This is a genomic window from Formosa undariae, assembly GCF_042427615.1.
GTDB lineage: Bacteria > Bacteroidota > Bacteroidia > Flavobacteriales > Flavobacteriaceae > Formosa > Formosa undariae.
In genome coordinates this window covers 314,742-334,553 of record NZ_JBHMEZ010000011.1, presented here as the reverse complement: position 1 = coordinate 334,553, position 19,812 = coordinate 314,742, and the positions used below count along the sequence as shown (strand labels likewise).

Here is a 19,812-nt window from a genome sequence, read left to right as displayed (position 1 = left end):
TTTTAGAAGTAAGTAGCTTTTAATTGAACCCCTTCGGTTTCTTCAAATCCGAACATTAAATTCATATTCTGAACCGCTTGTCCTGAAGCGCCTTTTAATAAATTATCGATAACACTTGTTACCAACAACTTGTCATTATGTTTATGTAAATGAAGGATACATTTATTAGTGTTTACCACTTGTTTTAAATGAATATCCTCATCTGAAACCACTGTAAATTTAGCGTCCTTATAAAATGATTTATACAATGCTTTTGCGTCTTCTAAAGTACCATCATACTTAGTGTAAGCCGTAGCAAAAATTCCGCGTGAAAAATCACCACGATTTGGCATAAAAATGATTTCAGAATTAAAATCATTTTGTAATTGCTTTACCGACTGATTAATTTCTCCTAAATGCTGGTGCGTAAAAGGCTTGTAATACGAAAAGTTATTATCTCTCCACGTAAAATGTGTGGTCGCAGATAATGACGTCCCGGCTCCTGTTGCTCCTGTTACAGCATTAATATGAACATCATCTTTAAATTTCCCATCTGATGCTAATGGCAATAACGCTAATTGAATAGCCGTTGCAAAACATCCTGGATTTGCTAAATAATTTGCATTAATAATAGCCTCTTTATTTAGTTCTGGAAGTCCGTAAACGAATTCCATACCATTAAAATTAGCATCTGCTTCTAATCTAAAATCATTACTTAAATCAATAATTTTAGTGGATTCGGAAAAACTATTTTTTTCTAAAAATGCTGTAGAATTCCCATGGCCTAAACACAAAAATAACACATCTACATCTGCATTAATCGCATCTGTAAATTTTAAATCTGTCGATCCAATTAAATCTTGGTGCACTTTACTTACCAGATTCCCGGCATTAGAAGTACTGTAGATAAAATCGATATTTACCTGTGGATGATACATTAATATTCTAATCAGTTCTCCTGCAGTATATCCTGCTCCTCCTACAATTCCGGCTTGTATCATGATTTGTTATTTACGAGTTGATAAATCTTATTTTGATTTCCAAGTATTTTTATAAATCCTTTAGCATCATCTGCTGTCCACCCTTTATTTTCTTCACCATAACTTGCAAACGTAGAATTCATTAAATCGTGTTTAGACGAAATTCCATCTAAAGAGAAATGGTAAGGCTTAAGCGTTACAACAACATCTCCTGTTACATTTTCTTGGCTGCTTGTTAAAAAAGCTTCCATATCTCGCATTACCGGATCTAAAAACTGACCTTCGTGTAAATGCATACCATAGAAACTAGATAAGTAATCTTTATGTTGCATTTGCCATTTTGTAAGTGTGTGCTTTTCTAATAAATGGTGTGCTTTTACTGTAATTAAAGCAGCTGCAGCTTCAAAACCAACACGTCCTTTAATTCCAACAATAGTATCTCCAACATGAATATCTCTTCCGATAGCATATTTAGAAGCCACATCATTTAAAGCTTCAATATTTTTTTCTGGAGTTGCTTCTGTTCCGTTAAAAGCAACAAATTCACCTTTTTTGAACGTTAACGTTACTTTTTGCTCATCTGTTTTTTCTAATTGAGACGGATACGCTTCACTAGGTAAAGGTTTTTCTGAAGTTAATGTTTCTTCTCCACCTACACTAGTTCCCCAAAGACCTTTGTTAACTGAATATTTGGCTTTTGCCCAGTTCATATCGATACCATTTGCAACCAAATAATCGATTTCTGTTTGTCTTGCTAATTTCTGATCTCTAATAGGTGTAATAATTTCAATTCCTGGCGCTAGGATTTGAAAAATCATATCGAAACGCACTTGGTCGTTTCCTGCTCCTGTACTACCGTGAGCGATATATTTTGCATCGATGCTTTTTGCATATTCTACAATTTCAATAGCTTGAATAATACGCTCTGCACTTACAGATAACGGATATGAATTGTTTTTCAACACATTTCCGAAAATTAAATACTTTACTACCTTTTGGTAAAATGTAGCAACTGCATCAATATTTTTATAAGTAGATACGCCCATTTTATAAGCGTTACTTTCTATATGGCTAATTTCTTCTTTAGTAAAACCGCCGGTGTTTACGCTTACTGCATGAACATCGTACTCTTTTGATAAACTTACTGCACAGTATGATGTATCTAAACCTCCACTGTATGCTATTACTAATTTTTTCATTTTACTATATTTTATATAACTTAATTACTCCTTTATTTGATTTGACCTATTTCTTTTGCAAAACAGTCATTTACATAATATCTAAAATTTAATTCGTCTCGCAATTTCCCTAATTTCTCAAGCTCTTCAACCAATACAACAGACATTTTTGATAAAGTTACGTGAGTCATGCCTAATAATTCGTTGTAATAATGAACTTTAGTTGTTTGTGCTACTGAAATTAAGAACGTTTCGCTAAAATACTCGGTTAATCGAGCCATTAGCAACAAACCAAGATTGAATTGTCTATAATCGTTATCGACCCACAAGGATGATCTTTCGTACACTAAATGTTCTTTAACTTGATGTTCGTGAACAAAAATGTGTCCGCAAATATTATTATCTTTTGTTAGTATGAAGCATCCGTTTTCAACACGTTTCTTCAGCATTTCTACACTTACAAAATACAAAGTAGGAAGTGCTCTCGACCGCTCTGAAATAATTTCCAAAGATTTATTAGAAAGCCTATAGACCAATTTTAGTTCTATACCTTCTTCCTCACAAAAAGTTTCAGCTTGCTGAATGATTTGATCAATTCCAATAATTGTATCAACGCGTGTATTCATTTTATTTTTAACGACTGCTTTTTTTGTCAAATTCGATTTTGTTTACGATAACTAAACCCGTATTATTTATTTTATTTTTTTAAGAAGCAAATGCTCCTTAATACTTTTTAAACGTTGAAATACTTTTGATTTTACTTCCTTTTGATCTTTTGGAGGTTGCTTATCTGGATCGTACAACATTCCTGTACATAAACACATTTTTTGTTCTGTACGTTGTAAAACATCATAATTCTTACAGGTTTGACACCCGTCCCAAAATGTTTGATCGTCTGTTAACTCTGAAAATGTTACAGGTTTGTAACCTAAATCGGAATTCATTTTCATTACAGGTAATCCCGTAGTAATACTAAACACTTTTGCTTTTGGAAATTTTTTCCTAGAATGCTCAAAAATCTCATGTTTAATATCTTTTGCTAATCCTCTGTTTCTATAATCAGGATGAACAATTAAACCGGAATTGGCAACAAATTTACCGTGTCCCCAGGCTTCGATATAGCAAAAACCAGCAAATTTTCCGTTTTCTAAAGCGATAACAGCGTTTCCGTTTATAATTCTTTGTATAACGTACTCAGGCGTTCTTTTTGCAATACCGGTTCCTCTTACTCTAGCAGAATCCGCTATGGTTTCACAAATAATTTCTGCATAAACAATATGCGACTTGTCGGCAATAACAATTTCCATTTTTAAACGTGTATTGAATGTCTGTAATTTATTTTTTTCGATAGCTGAACCGGACTCACCTTAGTTCAATAAAATTATAAAATACCCCTAAGGGCGACGGACAAAAATACGGCGCATAGGAATCCTGTTAATTGAAATATTAACTTTGTTTAAATTTACTATGATAAAAAATTTGGACACTATGAAAAAATTAAAATTACGTAAAAAATTTGCTTTAATTGAAGATTAAAAGCGGCGGCGCGGTGCACTTGCGGGCAACCTGCGTAATACGTAACGTATGTTATTTTTTAAATTTTCCATATTGTAAATCTATAATTTTAATTTGAAATGAGCAACAACAATTATACGTTTCTCATCGAAAATTATTGATAATCTTGCTTTTAGACACTTTTATTTAAAATAATTCAATATTTAATACATATACTACATTATAGAAAATAAAAACCCTCTAAAACATTCAATTTTAGAGGATTCGTAATATATCAATAATTTAAAATCTTGTTTTAGATACCAAACTAGTTTTTATAAGTAAAACTACGCTTTGACACTTCTGTCGACGACGGAAAATCGCTTGGTATTTCTGTCTGAGTTACTTTTCCAGTTGCGGCCCACTCTACACCTCTATTTAATAGTGTAATAAAACCAACACATTCGAAAGCATTTACATCATGACCTAATGTGGTATGAAATATTCTTCCTTTTTTATAATTAATAGTCATTACCACCGGTTCTTTCTGTTCTAAAGCAGGGTCTTTTAAAGTTGATACTGCTGCAGATAAAATACTCACGTTATTCGCAGGGCCTCTTAATAAAGCATAACATTCGTCGTCTGCATGCATCCACACTTTAGGCAAGCCTTTAGTAATTGGGTGTTCCTCGTTATAATTAGTTACAGCAAAATCTTCACGCTTTCCGTGCTTTCCTCCTGGTCCTGGTGAGTAATCTTTTTTAGGTTCGTTGTTTTTATCTAAATATAAATACGGTCCACTTTTTTCAGTTCGACCTCCCCAGCCACCAATACCAATCATCTCATTATAAGCTTCCCAATTAGGAAAACTATTATCGGCAGCATGTACGCTTACAAATCCACCACCTTTTGCAATATATTTCTCAAAAGCTTGCTGAGTTTTCTCTGGCCATGGCGCTGCTTTGTATCCGAAATTAGAAATAACTACATCATATTTTGAGAATTTAGGATTAAAGTCTGGATCTGTCTTTGGTTCCCCTTCAACACCTGGAGCAACATTAGCGTAATTTAACCAATCTTTATGCTTTTCACTTTTGGATAAAAACTTTGTTCTTGCAATATCTACAGTAAATAATCCTGTTTCTTCTAAATATTGTTTCATCATAATAGTCGATTTTGGCCATACATCATGATTATTTTGTCCGTCGACAATAAGTACTTTTATTTTACGACTAGCCTCGCTTGCACAATACGATTGCGATATAAAACAAAGACTAAAAAGCAATAAAACGATATGTTTTTTCATAATAAAACTGATTTTTTTAAATTCCTAAAATGCTTTTCAGATACGCTTCATCGGGTTTCGCTCCTGCAAAATCGTCGAAACTACGTTCGGCAGCTTCAATAATATGCTTTTGAATAAAAGGTGCGCCTTCTCTTGCTCCTTGATCTGAAGATTTAATACAACACTCCCATTCCATAACAGCCCAAACATCGCAATCGTATTTGGTTAATTTTGTGAAAATACTTTTAAAATCGACTTGCCCATCTCCTAAAGATCTAAAACGACCAGCGCGGTCTTGCCAATCTGAATATCCGCCATAAACACCTTGTTTACCTGACATATTAAATTCGGCATCTTTTACATGAAACGACTTAATGCGTTCGTGGTAATAATCGATAAACTTTAAATAATCTAACTGCTGAAGCACAAAATGACTCGGATCGTAGAGAATATTGGCACGTTGATGATTCCCCGTCGCTTCTAAAAAACGCTCGAACGTCACCCCATCGTGTAAATCTTCGCCCGGATGAAGTTCATAACAAACATCCACACCTTGCTCATCAAAATGATTTAAAATAGGCAACCAACGTTTTGCTAATTCTTCAAAACCCATTTCAACTAAACCCTGCGGACGCTGAGGCCAAGGATATACTGTGTGCCATAATAATGCCCCGGAAAATGTTGCATGGGATTTCAACCCTAAACGACCACTTGCTGTTCCTGATTTTTTAACAAAATCTATAGCCCACTCCGTTCTAGCTTTTGGATTATTCTTATAAGCATCGGGAGCAAAACCATCAAACATGGTATCGTAAGCTGGGTTTACAGCAACCAATTGCCCCTGTAAATGTGTTGATAATTCTGTGATTTCTAAACCGTAAGAATTTACTTTTCCTTTTAAATCATCGCAATACGTCTGACTCTCGGCAGCTTTTTCAATATCGATTAATCCTGTTTCCCAAGTAGGAATCTGAATTCCTTTATATCCTAAATCCGCCGACCATTTACATAAATTATCTAAAGTATTGAATGGTGCCTCACTTCCTGCGAATTGTGCCAAAAAAATTGCCGGTCCTTTTATTGTTTTCATATACTAATACTCTCCATGACAGAAGAAATTTATTCCTCAATTCTTTTTAAAAATTAAGTACGTTAATTATTTTTAAATTTTTACCCAAGCAGCATTATTCTTATCACTTTCTACGGCAGCATAAATAAACTGCATCCCACGAACACCTTCTTTTACTGTTGGATAATCTGGTTTTTCAATAGTTTCATTATTTAATATCGCCATAACATGTGTCGCGAAATTTTTATAAATAGTAGCAAATGCTTCTAAATACCCTTCTGGATGTCCCGCTGGTATACGCGATACAACAAGGGCTTCTTCATATAAATTATTACCGTTTGGCGTAAATACTTTTACTGGATCTTCAAGCCAATGTGTAATTAACTGATTCGGATTTTCCTGTTGCCACTCTAAGCTCCCCTTTTCTCCATAAACTTTAATTGCTAAATTATTTTCTTCGCCTAATGCTATTTGGGAAATAGACATGGTACCTTTTGCTCCATTATTCATACGAAGTAACAAGTTACCATCGTCGTCTAAAACACGGCCTTCACCAAATGTTCCTAAATCGGCAGCCAGTTCTTCGATATCTAAACCGGTAATATATTCTGCTAAATTCGCAGCATGCGTTCCTATATCTCCTAAAGCACCTCCAATTCCGGATTTAGCAGGATCTACACGCCAAGATGCTTGTTTTTGTCCTGTTTGCTCTACTGCGGTAGACAACCAACCTTGTAAATATTGTACTTGTATTTTTCTTATTTTTCCTAAATCGCCTTTGGCAACCATAGCTCGCGCTTGTTTTACCATGGCATACCCTGTGTAGTTATGTGTTAGAGCGAAAATCTTACCACTTTTTTGAACACTAGTTTCTAATTCCATTGTTTCATCCAAAGTTAGTGTCATTGGCTTATCACACACCACATGAAACCCATGCTCTAAAGCTAATTTTGCAGGAGCGAAATGCATATGATTTGGAGTTACAATAGACACAAAATCCATACGATCGCCTTCTGGTAATTCTTTTTCTTTTAAGATCATTTCTTCAAAACTACCATAGCACCTATCTTCTGGCAGATATAATGCTTTTCCAGATGCTTTTGATTTTTCTGCACTACTACTAAAAGCACCACAAACCAATTCAATCATACCGTCGATTGACGACGCTTTTCTATGTACATCTCCTATAAATGAACCGGTGCCACCACCAATCATTCCCATTCTTAATTTTCTTGCCATACTAAATTATGCTTGTTCTATTTTATTTCTTTTTTTCATATAAATATTCAACCCTAAAAAGGCCAGAATAAGAATTGCAGGTAAAATTGACATTGTTCTTAAAGCTTCTACAGCATTCGCATCGTCCATTAATTTTCCCATAATTGGTAAGACTAAAGATACAGAAAACATTCCTGCTCCACCCATAATTGAAAGTCCTAAAGCACCTGTTTCTGGTAAATATTCTGCTACAAACCCTAACATTGTTGGCCAGAAAAATGTAACTCCAACAGCAAAAACGGCTGCTGCAACAAACGTCATTCCTCCTGTAGTTATGGTTAATAACCACAAACCGATAAACGTAAATATTGCTGAATATAATAACATTCCTGAAGGCTGCAGTTTATGAACCACTTGTCCTGCAAAAAGTCGACCTAACGCCATAATTCCATTAATAAATGCCAATACTAAAAGCGGTACGGCTACAGATTCTTTTAAAAGTGATTCTATACGTTGCGTAGTCCCTAACTCTGAGGCCGCTGTTAATAACATGCAAAACACCATAAAAAGAAATAGAGGCTTACCAATACTTGCAAACATTCTTTTATTACTAATTCCCATTTGAACACGTTCTGTTACAGGAAATTTTTGTCCGAAAAACAGGACTGCATATAAAATTAGTGGAATAAATAAAGTTGACACCATGATTTGCCAACTAAAACCGAAAACATCCATAACTAACCACCCCACAATGGAACCAATAACGATTCCTCCAGGAAACCAAACGTGAAATCTGTTAAGCATTTTTGTTTTTTCGTTGGTATACATTGAGGCTACCATCGGGTTCAAAGCTGCTTCTACCATACCATTACCAATCCCTACAAACAATGTTGCAAGAAATAAGGAACTCATAGAATCTGCCATAATAGTCCAGACAATACCTACGGCATGCATTATAAAGGCAATCCAAGTAATTTTTTTAATCCCAATAAAATCTACTAACGGTCCGCCAAAAATCATCGCTAGCGTAAACCCGAAAAAAGCAGGTGTAAACGCATATCCAATTTGTTCTAGGGTTAAACCTACGCCCTCTGGGCCAAAAACGGTTTCTAATCTTGCTCGAATAGCAAAAGTCATTGCGGTTGTAATTAGAGCCAAGCAGCTCCCAAGAAAGAGTCTTTTCTTATTAATTTCCATTATTATGTCTGTGGTTTAGTTTGTTTGTGCAGAAATTAAAGGAATAGAGTTTTAAAACTAAAAAGTATTTTCAATGAAGTAAGATTCATTGAAAAGGTTAAAAAACTATCTTGAAAATTTCTACGTAGTGAAAATAGAAAATAGATTTCGAAAAGAGGTGTATATTTATTCAGTGAAATATTTTAAACACATTCCGTATTTTCAACGGTAAGCTTTAATCTGTAAGCATTTGGAGAACATTTTTCATGCTTTTTAAACACAGTCGCGAAGTATTGACTTGTAGCAAAACCACACGTATACGCGATTTCTGCAATAGTTAATTCTTGATTTTCCAGAAGCATTCTTTTTGACAGGTTAAGACGTTTCATCATTAAATAACGCATAGGCGTTACATTTGTTAAACGCTTACAATGGTGAGTAAATCGCGTTACTCCAACGCCTGCAGACTCTGCCATAAGATCGACAGTCCAATTTTCGGATAAATTATTGCCTAATTCATCTAAGAAAAATTTTACACTTCGAGAGCTATCGGTTAATTTTTCATTTAACACAATATCTTCGGTATTTAATAAGTCGAACAAGAGAATCAGTAAGTAATTAACTAGTAACCTTATGCGAGATGCACTACTACCATTAACATCTGTATCAATTGCTTTGTTTATTCTAACAAAACAGTCACGAACTTTTTGATCTGTTTTCCAGATAGATTTTTCATTCTGTCTTAAAATGGCAGTCAATCGATCTAAATCTTTCGGAACCAAAGTAATCCAATCAGGCCATACCCATTCTTGGTGTGGTCTTCTTACTCCTAAATCGATAATAACCCAATAGAATTTTCCCATACCAACGTATGGATTTCCTACTTTGTGGGCTTCCCATGGACGGGTAATTGTTAAGTGATTAGGCGTTAGTAAAACTTCTTTATTTTCCTGAGAATAAGGCATACTACCAGACTCTAAAAAATGAAATTCGATCCCTTCATTTCTATGCCAATCTAATCCCCAATCTTGAGGTTCGCTAGCGTCCCAGTATCCAATACTATTTAAACCTACAGTATTTTCATCTAATCGATCGCCAGGATAAGTATGCCTAGCGAGTGCTTTAAATTTTATTTTTTTTCGATTAAACGCATCAAGTAATGGCAAACAAGTATCGGCGTGATAAACCACACCATAAGCTTTATAAGGCTCTATGTTTATTTTGTTTACTTTCACTGAAATTATTTAAATATAAGTGCTATGCAAAATACACTTTTTTTGCGAATTAAAAATTTTAGCTCCGTTAAAACAAGAAATACTCAAATTACACACAACATATGTAATAGATTGTATGAATTCTTTCAGTGTCTTTGAATAAAGAGAAATTACTACTAGTTTTACATCCTTATGTTCAAATTAAAAAACAACAACCTCACTCCCTTACCTATGAATTTATTTAAATGCTTAGTAGCTTTATTGATACTAACTCAACCTTTTTTATTAAACGCTCAATCTACAATTGGTGGGACCGTTTCCGACAGCAACAACCAGCCCATATCTGGAGCTACTGTTATTGTAAATGCCAAACCTAATATTTACAATATAACCAATTCTGAAGGTGAATTTAATCTAGAAAATATTCCTACTGGACAATACACATTAAGCATTTCACACTTAGGATTTAAACCTATAAAAGAACAGATTGAAGTGAATGGAACTGACAGGTCTTTTTCATATATTTTAGATACCGATTTACTTAACCTTCATACGGTAGTTATAACGGGGAATTTCACACCTAAAGATCAGTTAGAATCTAGTACATCTGTAAGCACACTCGATTCTGAACAAATACAAAAAGTATATCCTAGAGGCACAGCAAACCTATTAGAAAATATACCGGGAACCTTTACCGACGCATCTGCCGGAGAGGTTTTTACAAAAGTATATACGCGTGGTATCTCTGCAGCGGCAGAAGACGATATGGGTTGGTACTATGTCTCTTTACAAGAAGACGGATTACCTGTAAGTTTAGTACAACACTCCTATTACAGCCCAGACATCTTTAATCGCGTAGATTTAACCACAAACAAAGTCGAAGCTTTACGTGGCGGAAGTGCATCTATAACTGCAATGAATGCTCCGGGTGGTGTTTACAATTTTATTTCTAGAAATTCTTCTGAAGATTTAAATGGAGAAGTGCAATTACAAACAGGCGTTCAAGGCGAAGGCAATATGCTCTATAGAGTAGACGCAGTTTTAGGTGGTGCATTAGGGAATAATTGGTTTTTTAATTCTGGTGGACATTACAGACATGACGATGGTGCAAGAAATACAGATTTTACATTTAGTAAAGGTGGACAGTTTAAATTCGACCTTACTAAAGAAAATTCGAGAGGTTATTTTAAACTTTACGGAAAATATCTTAACGATTATACAAACAGATATAATGGTGTAGCTGCTACTAATTGGGACAACCCAGAAGCTGCTTTCGGACAGAACTTTAATAACTCAGCGTTATTAATGCCTAGTTTTGACGCTACTATTCCTGACGGTCGAAATTTATCTGAAGGAGGTACGAATAGCTTTAACCCTTCAAATGGAGTTCATGCAAAAGACTTAGCTGTTGGTTTCGATTTATTTCAAAATTTAGGGAATAACTGGTCTATAAAAAACAACATGAAGTTCTCTTCTAAAAGCGCGAATTGGCAAACAGCAATAAGTAATGTTTTTGTTTCTATTAGCGATCCTACGGCATATTATTTAGTGAGTAACGGAAATCCGTTTCCTGTGGGACAAATTGTATTTAAAAATGCAAACTCTGGAGCAGAGCTCGCACGAATTGACAACAGTGGTATTTTCTCGGGCAACTCTTCTGAGTATTTAACAGGTGGCACACTACCTAACGATGCTATTATGGGAACATCTACCTGGTATAAGGACAATACTGCAGATGAATTTATGCAACAATTAACATTGAATAAATCGTGGGATAAGCACGACTTAAATTTTGGTTTTGCTACAGGATTTTCCGACACCTCGGTATTTACACAAGGAAGCTTTGCTTTTTCTACCTACGAGAACAATCCGCAAATGTTACAAGTTACTTTAGAAAATCCTGGAGAACCTGTTATGGCATTATCAGACGAATATGGCGTTAGTAATTATGGTGGTTTATTCTTTACGAATAGTCGTGCTAAAATTAGTCAAGTAGCCGGGTTTGCAAACGACCATTGGGAAGTTTCAGACAAAATCCAACTTGATTTAGGAGTTCGTTTTGAATCGATTACCCATAAAGGTAGTAACGATCGCTATGCGCCATTTACACAAAACGGAGGATTAGATCAAGATGAAACCACAGCTTACGACAATAATATATTAGCTCCAACAGGAGAAGTAGACGAGTTTGACTATACTTACAATTATGTCTCGTATTCTTTTGGTTTAAATTATAAATTAACAGAAGACGCATCGGTATTCGGAAGATTATCTAAAGGAAACAAAGCTCCAGAATTAAATTATTATTTTAATAATTATGCTAATGTCCCTATTAATCAAGCGGGAGAAGTGCAGAAAATAAACCAAGTCGAAGTTGGACTAAAATCTATTCTTAAAGACTTCTCTTTTACCACCACAGTATTTTGGAGTGAATTAAAAGACATTGGTATTTCTAACTTTGAATATGATGGCGATACAGGTAGTATTTTCTATACACCAATTCTATTTAACACCTCTAGAACTTTAGGTTTAGAATGGGAAACTATTTACAAACCGTTCCAAAACATAGCATTCCGATTTAATGGAATTATTCAAGATCCTAAAGCAACCAAATGGAATCTTTACGATGCTGCTGGAACCGCAGACACCGCAGACGATAGCACCGTAGATTACTCAGGAAACACCTTACCTTTTAACCCGAAACTTATGTTTAATTTTGCTATTGAATACAGCAAAAATAAAGTCTCTTCTTTTTTAAAATGGAGATATACAGGAAAACGAGAAGCCAATGTAGCCAATGCGTTTCAGCTTGATGCCTACAGTGTTTTTGATGCCGGTTTAGGTTATCAAATAAACAGAAATTTAAGCGCTAATCTTTTAATGACTAATATTTTTAATTCCGATGGTTTGGCTAATTTTATGGGAGCAAATTCATTTGGAGCAAATGCTAACGGTGCGACTTCAGAATTTATAGAGAACAATCCTGATGCTAGTTTTATTGTTATTCCAATTTTACCTCGTGCGACTTTACTTCAATTAAACTACACGTTTTAAAGTATAAAAAACACTGAATATTTAATCTGAATAAGCATTTTAGATTAGTATAGAATTAAAAAGGGCTGAACCATCTTAATAAGGTTCAGCCCTTTTTTTCGCGACCAATTAATCACTACAAAATGCTATAGATTTCACTTTTTAGCTTTACTTATCACTTTGCAAAAAGCCCAACTCAATGAACTAATTAAAGAAATAGTTTTTATAGGTACACTTAGTGAACAATAAATAAGTTTGATTTTTGATTTGGTTAGTTTGTACTTAAACAATGCACATCTAGATCTTAATGTTTTATTGCTAATTATACAGTACAAAAAATCTATCTCATACAAATAAAGGTTTATACTAGTGCAGAATTTTTCGGTGAAAAAAAATTGGACTAGTATAAACCTTTGAATAAAAAATATTTAATCTTAGAATTTAAAAAGGATGTATCATACTGTTTATCTACAGTATATAATCAGTGCTTATAAAATTAGATGCTTTAGTATCAAGCAATTCATTTAAAATAGCGTTATTATAAGTATTATCTTTTGAAGCTACAAACGTTCTAATAGAGAACGATCTTAAAGCATCATGCACACTTAATGTTCCTACAGCAGAATCTTTTCTTCCCGTAAACGGATAAACATCTGGTCCACGTTGGCAAGAACTATTTAAGTTAACACGACACACTAAATTGACTAAAGTATCTACCAATGGCGCTAATGTTTTTACATTCTGACCAAAGACACTTACTTGTTGTCCATAATTAGATTCTGCCATATCATGCAAAGGTTCTTGAATATCTTTAAAAGGCAACACAGGAACTACTGGCCCGAATTGTTCTTCTAGAAATACGCGCATGTCTTTACTTACAGGATACAATACCGCTGGAAAAATATAATTCTCCGTTGTTTTACCTCCTTTTTCATTTAAAATAGTCGCACCTTTTTCTAAAGCATCATCTATTAACCCTTGAATATAAGCGGGTTTTCCTGGTTCCGGAAGCGGAGTTAGTTTTGCTCCTTGATCCCATGGATTTCCAAATTGTAGCGCATCTACTCTAGCCGCAAAACGTTTATTGAATTCTTCAACAATATTTTCGTGAACATATAATACTTTTAAAGCTGTACAACGTTGTCCGTTAAAAGACAAGGTTCCTGCAATACATTCATCTATCGTTAAATCTAAATCTGCATCAGGTAGAACAATTGCAGGATTTTTAGCTTCCAAACCTAAAACCAAACGCAATCTATTTTGTCTTGGATGACTTTCTTGAAGTGCATTTGCAGACGTACTATTCCCGATTAAAGCAAGGACATCGACCTTACCAGTTTCCATAATTGGTGTTGCTACAACACGTCCACGACCGTAAATAATATTTACAACGCCTTTTGGAAAACTATTTTGAAACGCTTCTAACAACGGTGTCATTAATAATACACCATGTTTCGCAGGCTTAAAAATCACTGTATTTCCCATAATAATGGCAGGAATTAACAGTGCAAAAGTTTCGTTTAACGGATAATTATATGGACCTAAACACAACACAACACCTAACGAACCACGTCTTATATGAGCGTAAACGCCATCGTGCTTTTCAAATTTAGCACTATCGCGATCTAGTTGTTTGTACTCTTCAATAGTGTCGTAAATATAATCTACTGTTCTATCGAATTCTTTTTCAGAATCTGGTAAACTTTTACCAATTTCCCACATTAGTAATTTCACGATATCTTCTCGCTTGGTTTTCATTTGTTCAACAAACTTTTCCATGCAAGCGATACGATCGATCACTTTCATTGTTGGCCATTCGCCTTGGCCTTTATCATAGGCTTTACAAGCAGCATTTAAGGCATCTAAGGCTTGTTCTTTCCCTAGTTGAGGTATTTTACCAAGTCGTGTTGGCTTATATTCTGGCGTTGATGATACAGACGAATATATGTCTGCAGTTTCTCCCGTCCATTTTTTTAATTCACCACCTACTAAATATGTGTTTTGATTAATTTCAGTTGTAACTTTATATTGATCCGGAATCTCTAAAAAAGATGTGTGCATAATATAATTTTAATTTACAGTTAAGTTTAAAAATAACTCTTTAATCGTATTTAGTAGTTTACATAATAGTTAAGCTTATACTAAAAACTGAAACAGATCTGGATTATCGTTTAAATAATCTCCGTAAAAATTCTTCTGTTTCATTTTAGTTATTAATGGCCCTAAATCTTTAGATGATTTTAATTCAATACCAACTACGGCCGAACCATTTTCACGATTGGTTTTTTTAGCATATTGGAAATAGGTAATATCATCATTAGGTCCTAAAATTTCGGCAACAAACTCTTTTAATGCTCCAGCACGTTGTGGAAATTTCACGATAAAATAGTGCTTTAAATTGGTATACAATAAAGCGCGTTCTTTAATTTCGGCTGTTCTAGTAATATCGTTATTGCTACCACTAATAACACAAACCACATTTTTACCTTTAATTTCTTCAGCGTAAAAATCGAGAGCAGAAACACTTAAAGCACCTGCAGGCTCGACAACAATAGCATCTTTATTATAAAGTTCTAAAATGGTTTCACAGATTTTGCCTTCTGGAACGGTAATCATATCATCTAAATTCTGCTTACAAATAGCAAACGTTCTATCGCCTACTTTTTTTACCGCAGCACCATCGACAAAATTCTCGATCGTTTTTAATTCTGTGTTATATCCGTTTTTTAAAGATGTTTTCATAGAAGGTGCGCCTTGTGGCTCGACCCCTATAATTTTTGTATCTGGAGATAATTGTTTAAATACCGTAGATAAGCCTGAAGCTAATCCACCACCTCCAACAGGAACAAAAACGTAATCTAACGGCGCATCGATCTGACTTAATATTTCAAGTCCTATAGTAGCTTGCCCTTCAATCACTTTTTGATCGTTAAACGGATGAATAAATGTCTTATTTAAACGCTCACACTCTAACATAGATGCATGATATGCATCGTCGTAAGAATCGCCAACCAAAACAATAGTAGTATAATCTTCACCAAACATTTTTACCTGCTCAATTTTCTGATTGGGTGTTGGCGAAGGCATAAAAATAGTACCTTTTATCTTTAACAACTTACAGGATAAAGCCACACCTTGGGCGTGATTACCTGCACTTGCACATACAATACCATTTTTCATTTGTTCTTCCGTTAAAGACGACATCCTATTGTATGCCCCTCGAATTTTATAAGAACGAACTAATTGTAAATCTTCACGTTTAAAAAGCACATTTGCGCCAAAACGTTTAGAATATTGTAGATTTTGTGTTAAAGGCGTAGAAACAGCAACCGATTTTAAACGCTCGGCTGCTGCTTGTACTGCTTTTAAACTTGGAAAATATGTTTTGTTTTCGGTTTGCATAATTATATTAGGCTAACACTGAAGCGTCTTCTTCTACTTCAGATTTTATTGTTTTCATTGCTGTCATGGCTGTTCTTAACGATTTTCCAATCGCCTCGATAGGGTGATTTCTAATCGCATCGTTTACCGCAATTAATTCAATATTATCAACTTCGTTAGATGTTGAGAATGGCTTACCAATAACATCAGTTTTAATTCCTTTCATGAAATCTACTAACATTGGTTTTGCTGCATGGTCGAATAAGTAACATCCGTATTCTGCTGTATCAGAAATAACACGGTTCATTTCATAAAGTTTCTTTCTTGCAATTGTATTCGCAATTAATGGTAATTCATGAAGTGATTCGTAGTATGCAGATTCTTCGATAATTCCTGCGCTTACCATAGTTTCGAAAGCTAATTCTACACCAGATTTAACGATAGCAACCATAAGTACACCATTGTCGAAATACTCTTGCTCTGAAATTTTATCTGAAGTTAATTTTGTTTTTTCGAAAGCTGTTTCACCAGTTGCTTCTCTCCAAGTTAATAAATTAACATCGTCGTTTGCCCAGTCTTCCATCATTGTTTTAGAGAAATGACCAGAGATAATATCATCCATATGCTTTTCGAAAAGTGGACGTAAAATATCTTTTAATTCTTCAGATAATTTAAACGCTTTTATTTTAGCTGGATTCGATAAACGGTCCATCATCGTTGTAATACCACCATGCTTTAAAGCTTCCGTTACAGTTTCCCAACCATACTGAATTAATTTAGCAGCATAACCTGGCTCTATACCTTCTTCAACCATTTTGTCGAAACATAAAATAGATCCTGTTTGTAACGCACCACATAAAATAGTTTGCTCTCCCATTAAATCACTTTTAACCTCAGCGACGAAAGACGATTCTAAAACTCCTGCTTTGTCTCCTCCTGTTGCAACTGCATAAGCTTTAGCTTGCACTAAACCTTTTCCTTCTGGATCGTTTTCTGGATGCACAGCAATTAATGTTGGCACACCAAATCCACGCTTATATTCTTCACGTACTTCTGTACCAGGACATTTTGGAGCAACCATAATAACGGTTAAATCTTCACGTACTTGAGTACCTTCTTCAACGATATTGAAACCGTGAGAGTAAGACAATGTAGCACCTTTTTTCATTAAAGGCATAATCGTCTCAACAACATTTGTATGTTGCTTGTCCGGAGTTAAGTTTAAAACTAAATCTGCAGTTGGGATTAATTCTTCGTAAGTTCCAACAGTAAAGTTGTTTTCTGAAGCATTCACAAAAGAAGCACGCTTTTCTTTAATTGCTGCCGCACGTAAAGCATAAGAAATATCTAAACCAGAATCTCTCATGTTTAATCCTTGGTTTAATCCTTGTGCGCCACAACCTATAATGACGATCTTTTTACCTTTTAATGCAGTTACACCATCTTCAAATTCTGAAGATGCCATAAAACGACATTTTGATAATTGTTCTAATTGATTTCTTAGTGATAAGGTGTTAAAATAATTTGCCATTGTGTTTAAATTAATTAAATGCTGTTAGCATTTGTGATATTTTCATTTCTTCTTTAGTTACTGCAATTCGTCCTGAACGAACAAACTGCATAATGCCATAGGCACTAAATTCGCGATACAATTGTTCTATTTCATTTCTTTTACCTGATTTTTCAAGCACAAAAAACTCCTTATTAACATGTACAATTCTTGCGTTGCTTTCTTTAATTATATTCTGAATTTCACGTTCTTCAAATAATAAATCAGATTTCAATTTAAACATACAAGACTCTTGATAAATTGTTTCTTCATCTGTATGATAATAAGCCTTTATTACCTCGACTTGCTTTTCGATCTGACCTATGATTTTCTTCATCCGATCTTCTGCAAGGTTTACTACAATAGTAAATCTTGACACACCTATAATTTCTGTTGCAGATGTATTTATACTTTCTACATTTATATGTCTTCTTTGAAAAATTGCTGAAATTCTGTTTAAAAGACCAATATTATTCTCGGTATAAATCGAGATGGTATATGTGTTTATAGTATCTTCCATAATTAACTTAATCTAATATCTGAAACTGAAGCTCCTGTTGCTATCATTGGGAAAACGTTTCCTTCTTTTTCCACACATACTTCTAAGAAATATGCACCGTCATGTGCCATCATTTCTGCAACAGCATCTGCTAATTCTTCACGTTTTGTAACACGTTTAGATTTTATGTAATAGCCTTCAGCAATCGCTACAAAGTTAGGGTTTGTCATTTCCGTAGAGGCATAACGCTTATCGAAAAACAACTGTTGCCATTGGCGAACCATTCCTAAAAATTCGTTATTTAGTACGACTATTTTCACAGCTACTTTTTGTTGAAAAATAGTTCCCAATTCTTGAATATTCATCTGGAAACCTCCATCACCAATAATAGCTACAACATCACGATCTGGCGCAGCCATTTTCGCTCCAATTGCCGCTGGTAAAGCAAAGCCCATAGTTCCTAATCCACCAGAAGTAATATTACTTTTCGTTTTATTGAATTTCGCATAACGGCATGCAATCATTTGGTGTTGCCCTACATCTGAAACGATAGCAGCATCCCCCTTAGACTGTATGTTTATTTGATTTATTACCTCTCCCATTGTTAATCCGTCTTTGGTTGGGTGTAAATCGTCTTTAATTACTTTTTCAAATTCGATAGCATATAAATCTTTGAATTTCTGATGCCATTCTGGATGTGAATTTTCATTTAAAAGCGGAATCAATTCTGTCAAACTCAACTTAGAATCTCCAAGAACAGCAACATCTGTTTTTACGTTCTTATCAATTTCGGCAGGGTCTATTTCAAAATGAATAACCTTAGCTTGCTTTGCATATGTTGATAAACTGCCTGTAACACGATCGTCGAAACGCATACCGATTGCAATTAACACATCACATTCGTTAGTTAACATATTTGGCGCATAATTACCGTGCATACCAACCATTCCTATGTTTAGAGGATGTTCTGTTGGTACGGCCGAAGCTCCTAAAATGGTCCAAGCGGAAGGTATTCCTGCTTTTTCAATTACAGTTTTTAGCTCTTGTTCAGCTTTTCCTAAAATAACACCTTGTCCCCAAACAATCATTGGTTTTTTAGCGCCATTAATTAAGTCTGCCGCTTTTTGAACAGCTTCAATATCTATTTTACAAGATGCTTTATAACTACGTACCGAAGTACATTTTTCGTATTTAAAATCGAATTCTTCGAACTGAGCATCTTTTGTAATATCTACAAGAACAGGACCTGGTCTGCCGCTTTTAGCAATATAAAATGCCTTAGCCATAACTTCAGGAATATCTGACGCTTTGGTAATTTGGACATTCCATTTTGTTACTGGCGTAGAAATCCCGACAATATCTGTCTCTTGAAACGCATCGCTACCTAATAAATGTGAAGCCACTTGACCTGTAATACAGACCAAAGGTGTAGAATCTATTTGAGCATCTGCGATACCGGTTACTAAATTTGTAGCTCCTGGACCAGAAGTAGCTATTGCAACTCCTACTTTTCCAGAAATACGCGCATAACCTTGAGCTGCATGTGCAGCACCTTGTTCATGACGCGTTAAGACATGATGAATTTGATCTCTATATTTATAAAGTTCATCGTAAACCGGCATAATAGCTCCTCCTGGATACCCATAAAGAATCTCAACACCTTCGGCCAACATACATTTAATGATCGCCTCACTACCAGAAATACGTACTGTTTTCTCGGTAGCTGTCTTAGTCGTTTTTACTGTTTCTGTGTTCAT

At 34.8% G+C, this 19,812-nt stretch carries 15 protein-coding genes; 1 reads left to right on the top strand and 14 read right to left on the bottom strand.

What is annotated here, in order from left to right:
- Window positions 1-2 precede the first annotated feature (2 nt).
- The 9 genes from argC to ACFFVB_RS09990 form a co-directional block, all read right to left on the bottom strand.
- Complete coding sequence (gene argC, locus ACFFVB_RS10030; protein WP_382382584.1) at window positions 3-980, bottom strand: N-acetyl-gamma-glutamyl-phosphate reductase; 978 nt, start codon at window positions 978-980, stop codon at window positions 3-5.
- On the bottom strand, window positions 977-2,158 hold the full coding sequence (locus ACFFVB_RS10025) for an argininosuccinate synthase (RefSeq protein ID WP_382382583.1): 1,182 nt from the start codon (window positions 2,156-2,158) through the stop codon (window positions 977-979). The genes argC and ACFFVB_RS10025 overlap by 4 nt, the downstream gene beginning before the upstream one ends.
- A 32-nt stretch (window positions 2,159-2,190) precedes the next feature.
- Entirely contained in the window at window positions 2,191-2,763 is a 573-nt protein-coding gene (locus ACFFVB_RS10020; protein ID WP_382382581.1) for a GNAT family N-acetyltransferase, read from the bottom strand.
- Window positions 2,764-2,829: 66 nt separating this feature from the next.
- On the bottom strand, window positions 2,830-3,444 hold the full coding sequence (locus tag ACFFVB_RS10015; RefSeq protein ID WP_382382580.1) for a GNAT family N-acetyltransferase: 615 nt from the start codon (window positions 3,442-3,444) through the stop codon (window positions 2,830-2,832).
- A gap of 515 nt (window positions 3,445-3,959) precedes the next feature.
- Window positions 3,960-4,937 carry a ThuA domain-containing protein gene (locus ACFFVB_RS10010; protein ID WP_382382578.1) on the bottom strand — a complete coding sequence of 326 codons (978 nt, stop codon included), beginning with the start codon at window positions 4,935-4,937 and terminating at the stop codon, window positions 3,960-3,962.
- Between the two features lie 16 nt (window positions 4,938-4,953).
- Entirely contained in the window at window positions 4,954-6,006 is a 1,053-nt protein-coding gene (locus ACFFVB_RS10005) for a sugar phosphate isomerase/epimerase family protein (RefSeq protein ID WP_382382577.1), read from the bottom strand.
- A gap of 72 nt (window positions 6,007-6,078) precedes the next feature.
- The gene (locus ACFFVB_RS10000; RefSeq protein WP_382382576.1) at window positions 6,079-7,224 is read right to left on the bottom strand and encodes a Gfo/Idh/MocA family protein; all 1,146 of its coding nucleotides are present in this window, start codon (window positions 7,222-7,224) and stop codon (window positions 6,079-6,081) included.
- Window positions 7,225-7,230: 6 nt separating this feature from the next.
- Window positions 7,231-8,400: an MFS transporter gene (locus tag ACFFVB_RS09995; RefSeq protein ID WP_382382575.1), complete on the bottom strand. Its 1,170-nt coding sequence runs from the start codon at window positions 8,398-8,400 to the stop codon at window positions 7,231-7,233.
- Between the two features lie 182 nt (window positions 8,401-8,582).
- Window positions 8,583-9,614: a helix-turn-helix transcriptional regulator gene (locus ACFFVB_RS09990; protein WP_382382574.1), complete on the bottom strand. Its 1,032-nt coding sequence runs from the start codon at window positions 9,612-9,614 to the stop codon at window positions 8,583-8,585.
- A 210-nt stretch (window positions 9,615-9,824) separates the two neighbouring features.
- On the opposite strand from ACFFVB_RS09990, the gene ACFFVB_RS09985 reads away from it, so the two are divergent.
- Window positions 9,825-12,647 carry a TonB-dependent receptor gene (locus ACFFVB_RS09985; RefSeq protein ID WP_382382573.1) on the top strand — a complete coding sequence of 941 codons (2,823 nt, stop codon included), beginning with the start codon at window positions 9,825-9,827 and terminating at the stop codon, window positions 12,645-12,647.
- 447 nt (window positions 12,648-13,094) lie between these two features.
- Here ACFFVB_RS09985 and ACFFVB_RS09980 read toward each other — a convergent pair whose 3' ends face one another.
- From ACFFVB_RS09980 to ilvB, 5 genes are all read right to left on the bottom strand, one after another.
- Window positions 13,095-14,687 carry an NADP-dependent glyceraldehyde-3-phosphate dehydrogenase gene (locus tag ACFFVB_RS09980; protein ID WP_382382572.1) on the bottom strand — a complete coding sequence of 531 codons (1,593 nt, stop codon included), beginning with the start codon at window positions 14,685-14,687 and terminating at the stop codon, window positions 13,095-13,097.
- 75 nt (window positions 14,688-14,762) lie between these two features.
- Window positions 14,763-16,028 carry a threonine ammonia-lyase IlvA gene (ilvA, locus tag ACFFVB_RS09975; RefSeq protein ID WP_382382571.1) on the bottom strand — a complete coding sequence of 422 codons (1,266 nt, stop codon included), beginning with the start codon at window positions 16,026-16,028 and terminating at the stop codon, window positions 14,763-14,765.
- Between the two features lie 7 nt (window positions 16,029-16,035).
- Window positions 16,036-17,538 carry a ketol-acid reductoisomerase gene (gene ilvC / locus ACFFVB_RS09970; protein ID WP_382382570.1) on the bottom strand — a complete coding sequence of 501 codons (1,503 nt, stop codon included), beginning with the start codon at window positions 17,536-17,538 and terminating at the stop codon, window positions 16,036-16,038.
- A gap of 10 nt (window positions 17,539-17,548) precedes the next feature.
- Window positions 17,549-18,076, bottom strand: coding sequence for an acetolactate synthase small subunit (ilvN, locus tag ACFFVB_RS09965; protein ID WP_382382569.1), 528 nt, complete (start codon window positions 18,074-18,076; stop codon window positions 17,549-17,551).
- Window positions 18,077-18,078: 2 nt separating this feature from the next.
- Window positions 18,079-19,812: a biosynthetic-type acetolactate synthase large subunit gene (gene ilvB / locus ACFFVB_RS09960; protein WP_382382568.1), complete on the bottom strand. Its 1,734-nt coding sequence runs from the start codon at window positions 19,810-19,812 to the stop codon at window positions 18,079-18,081.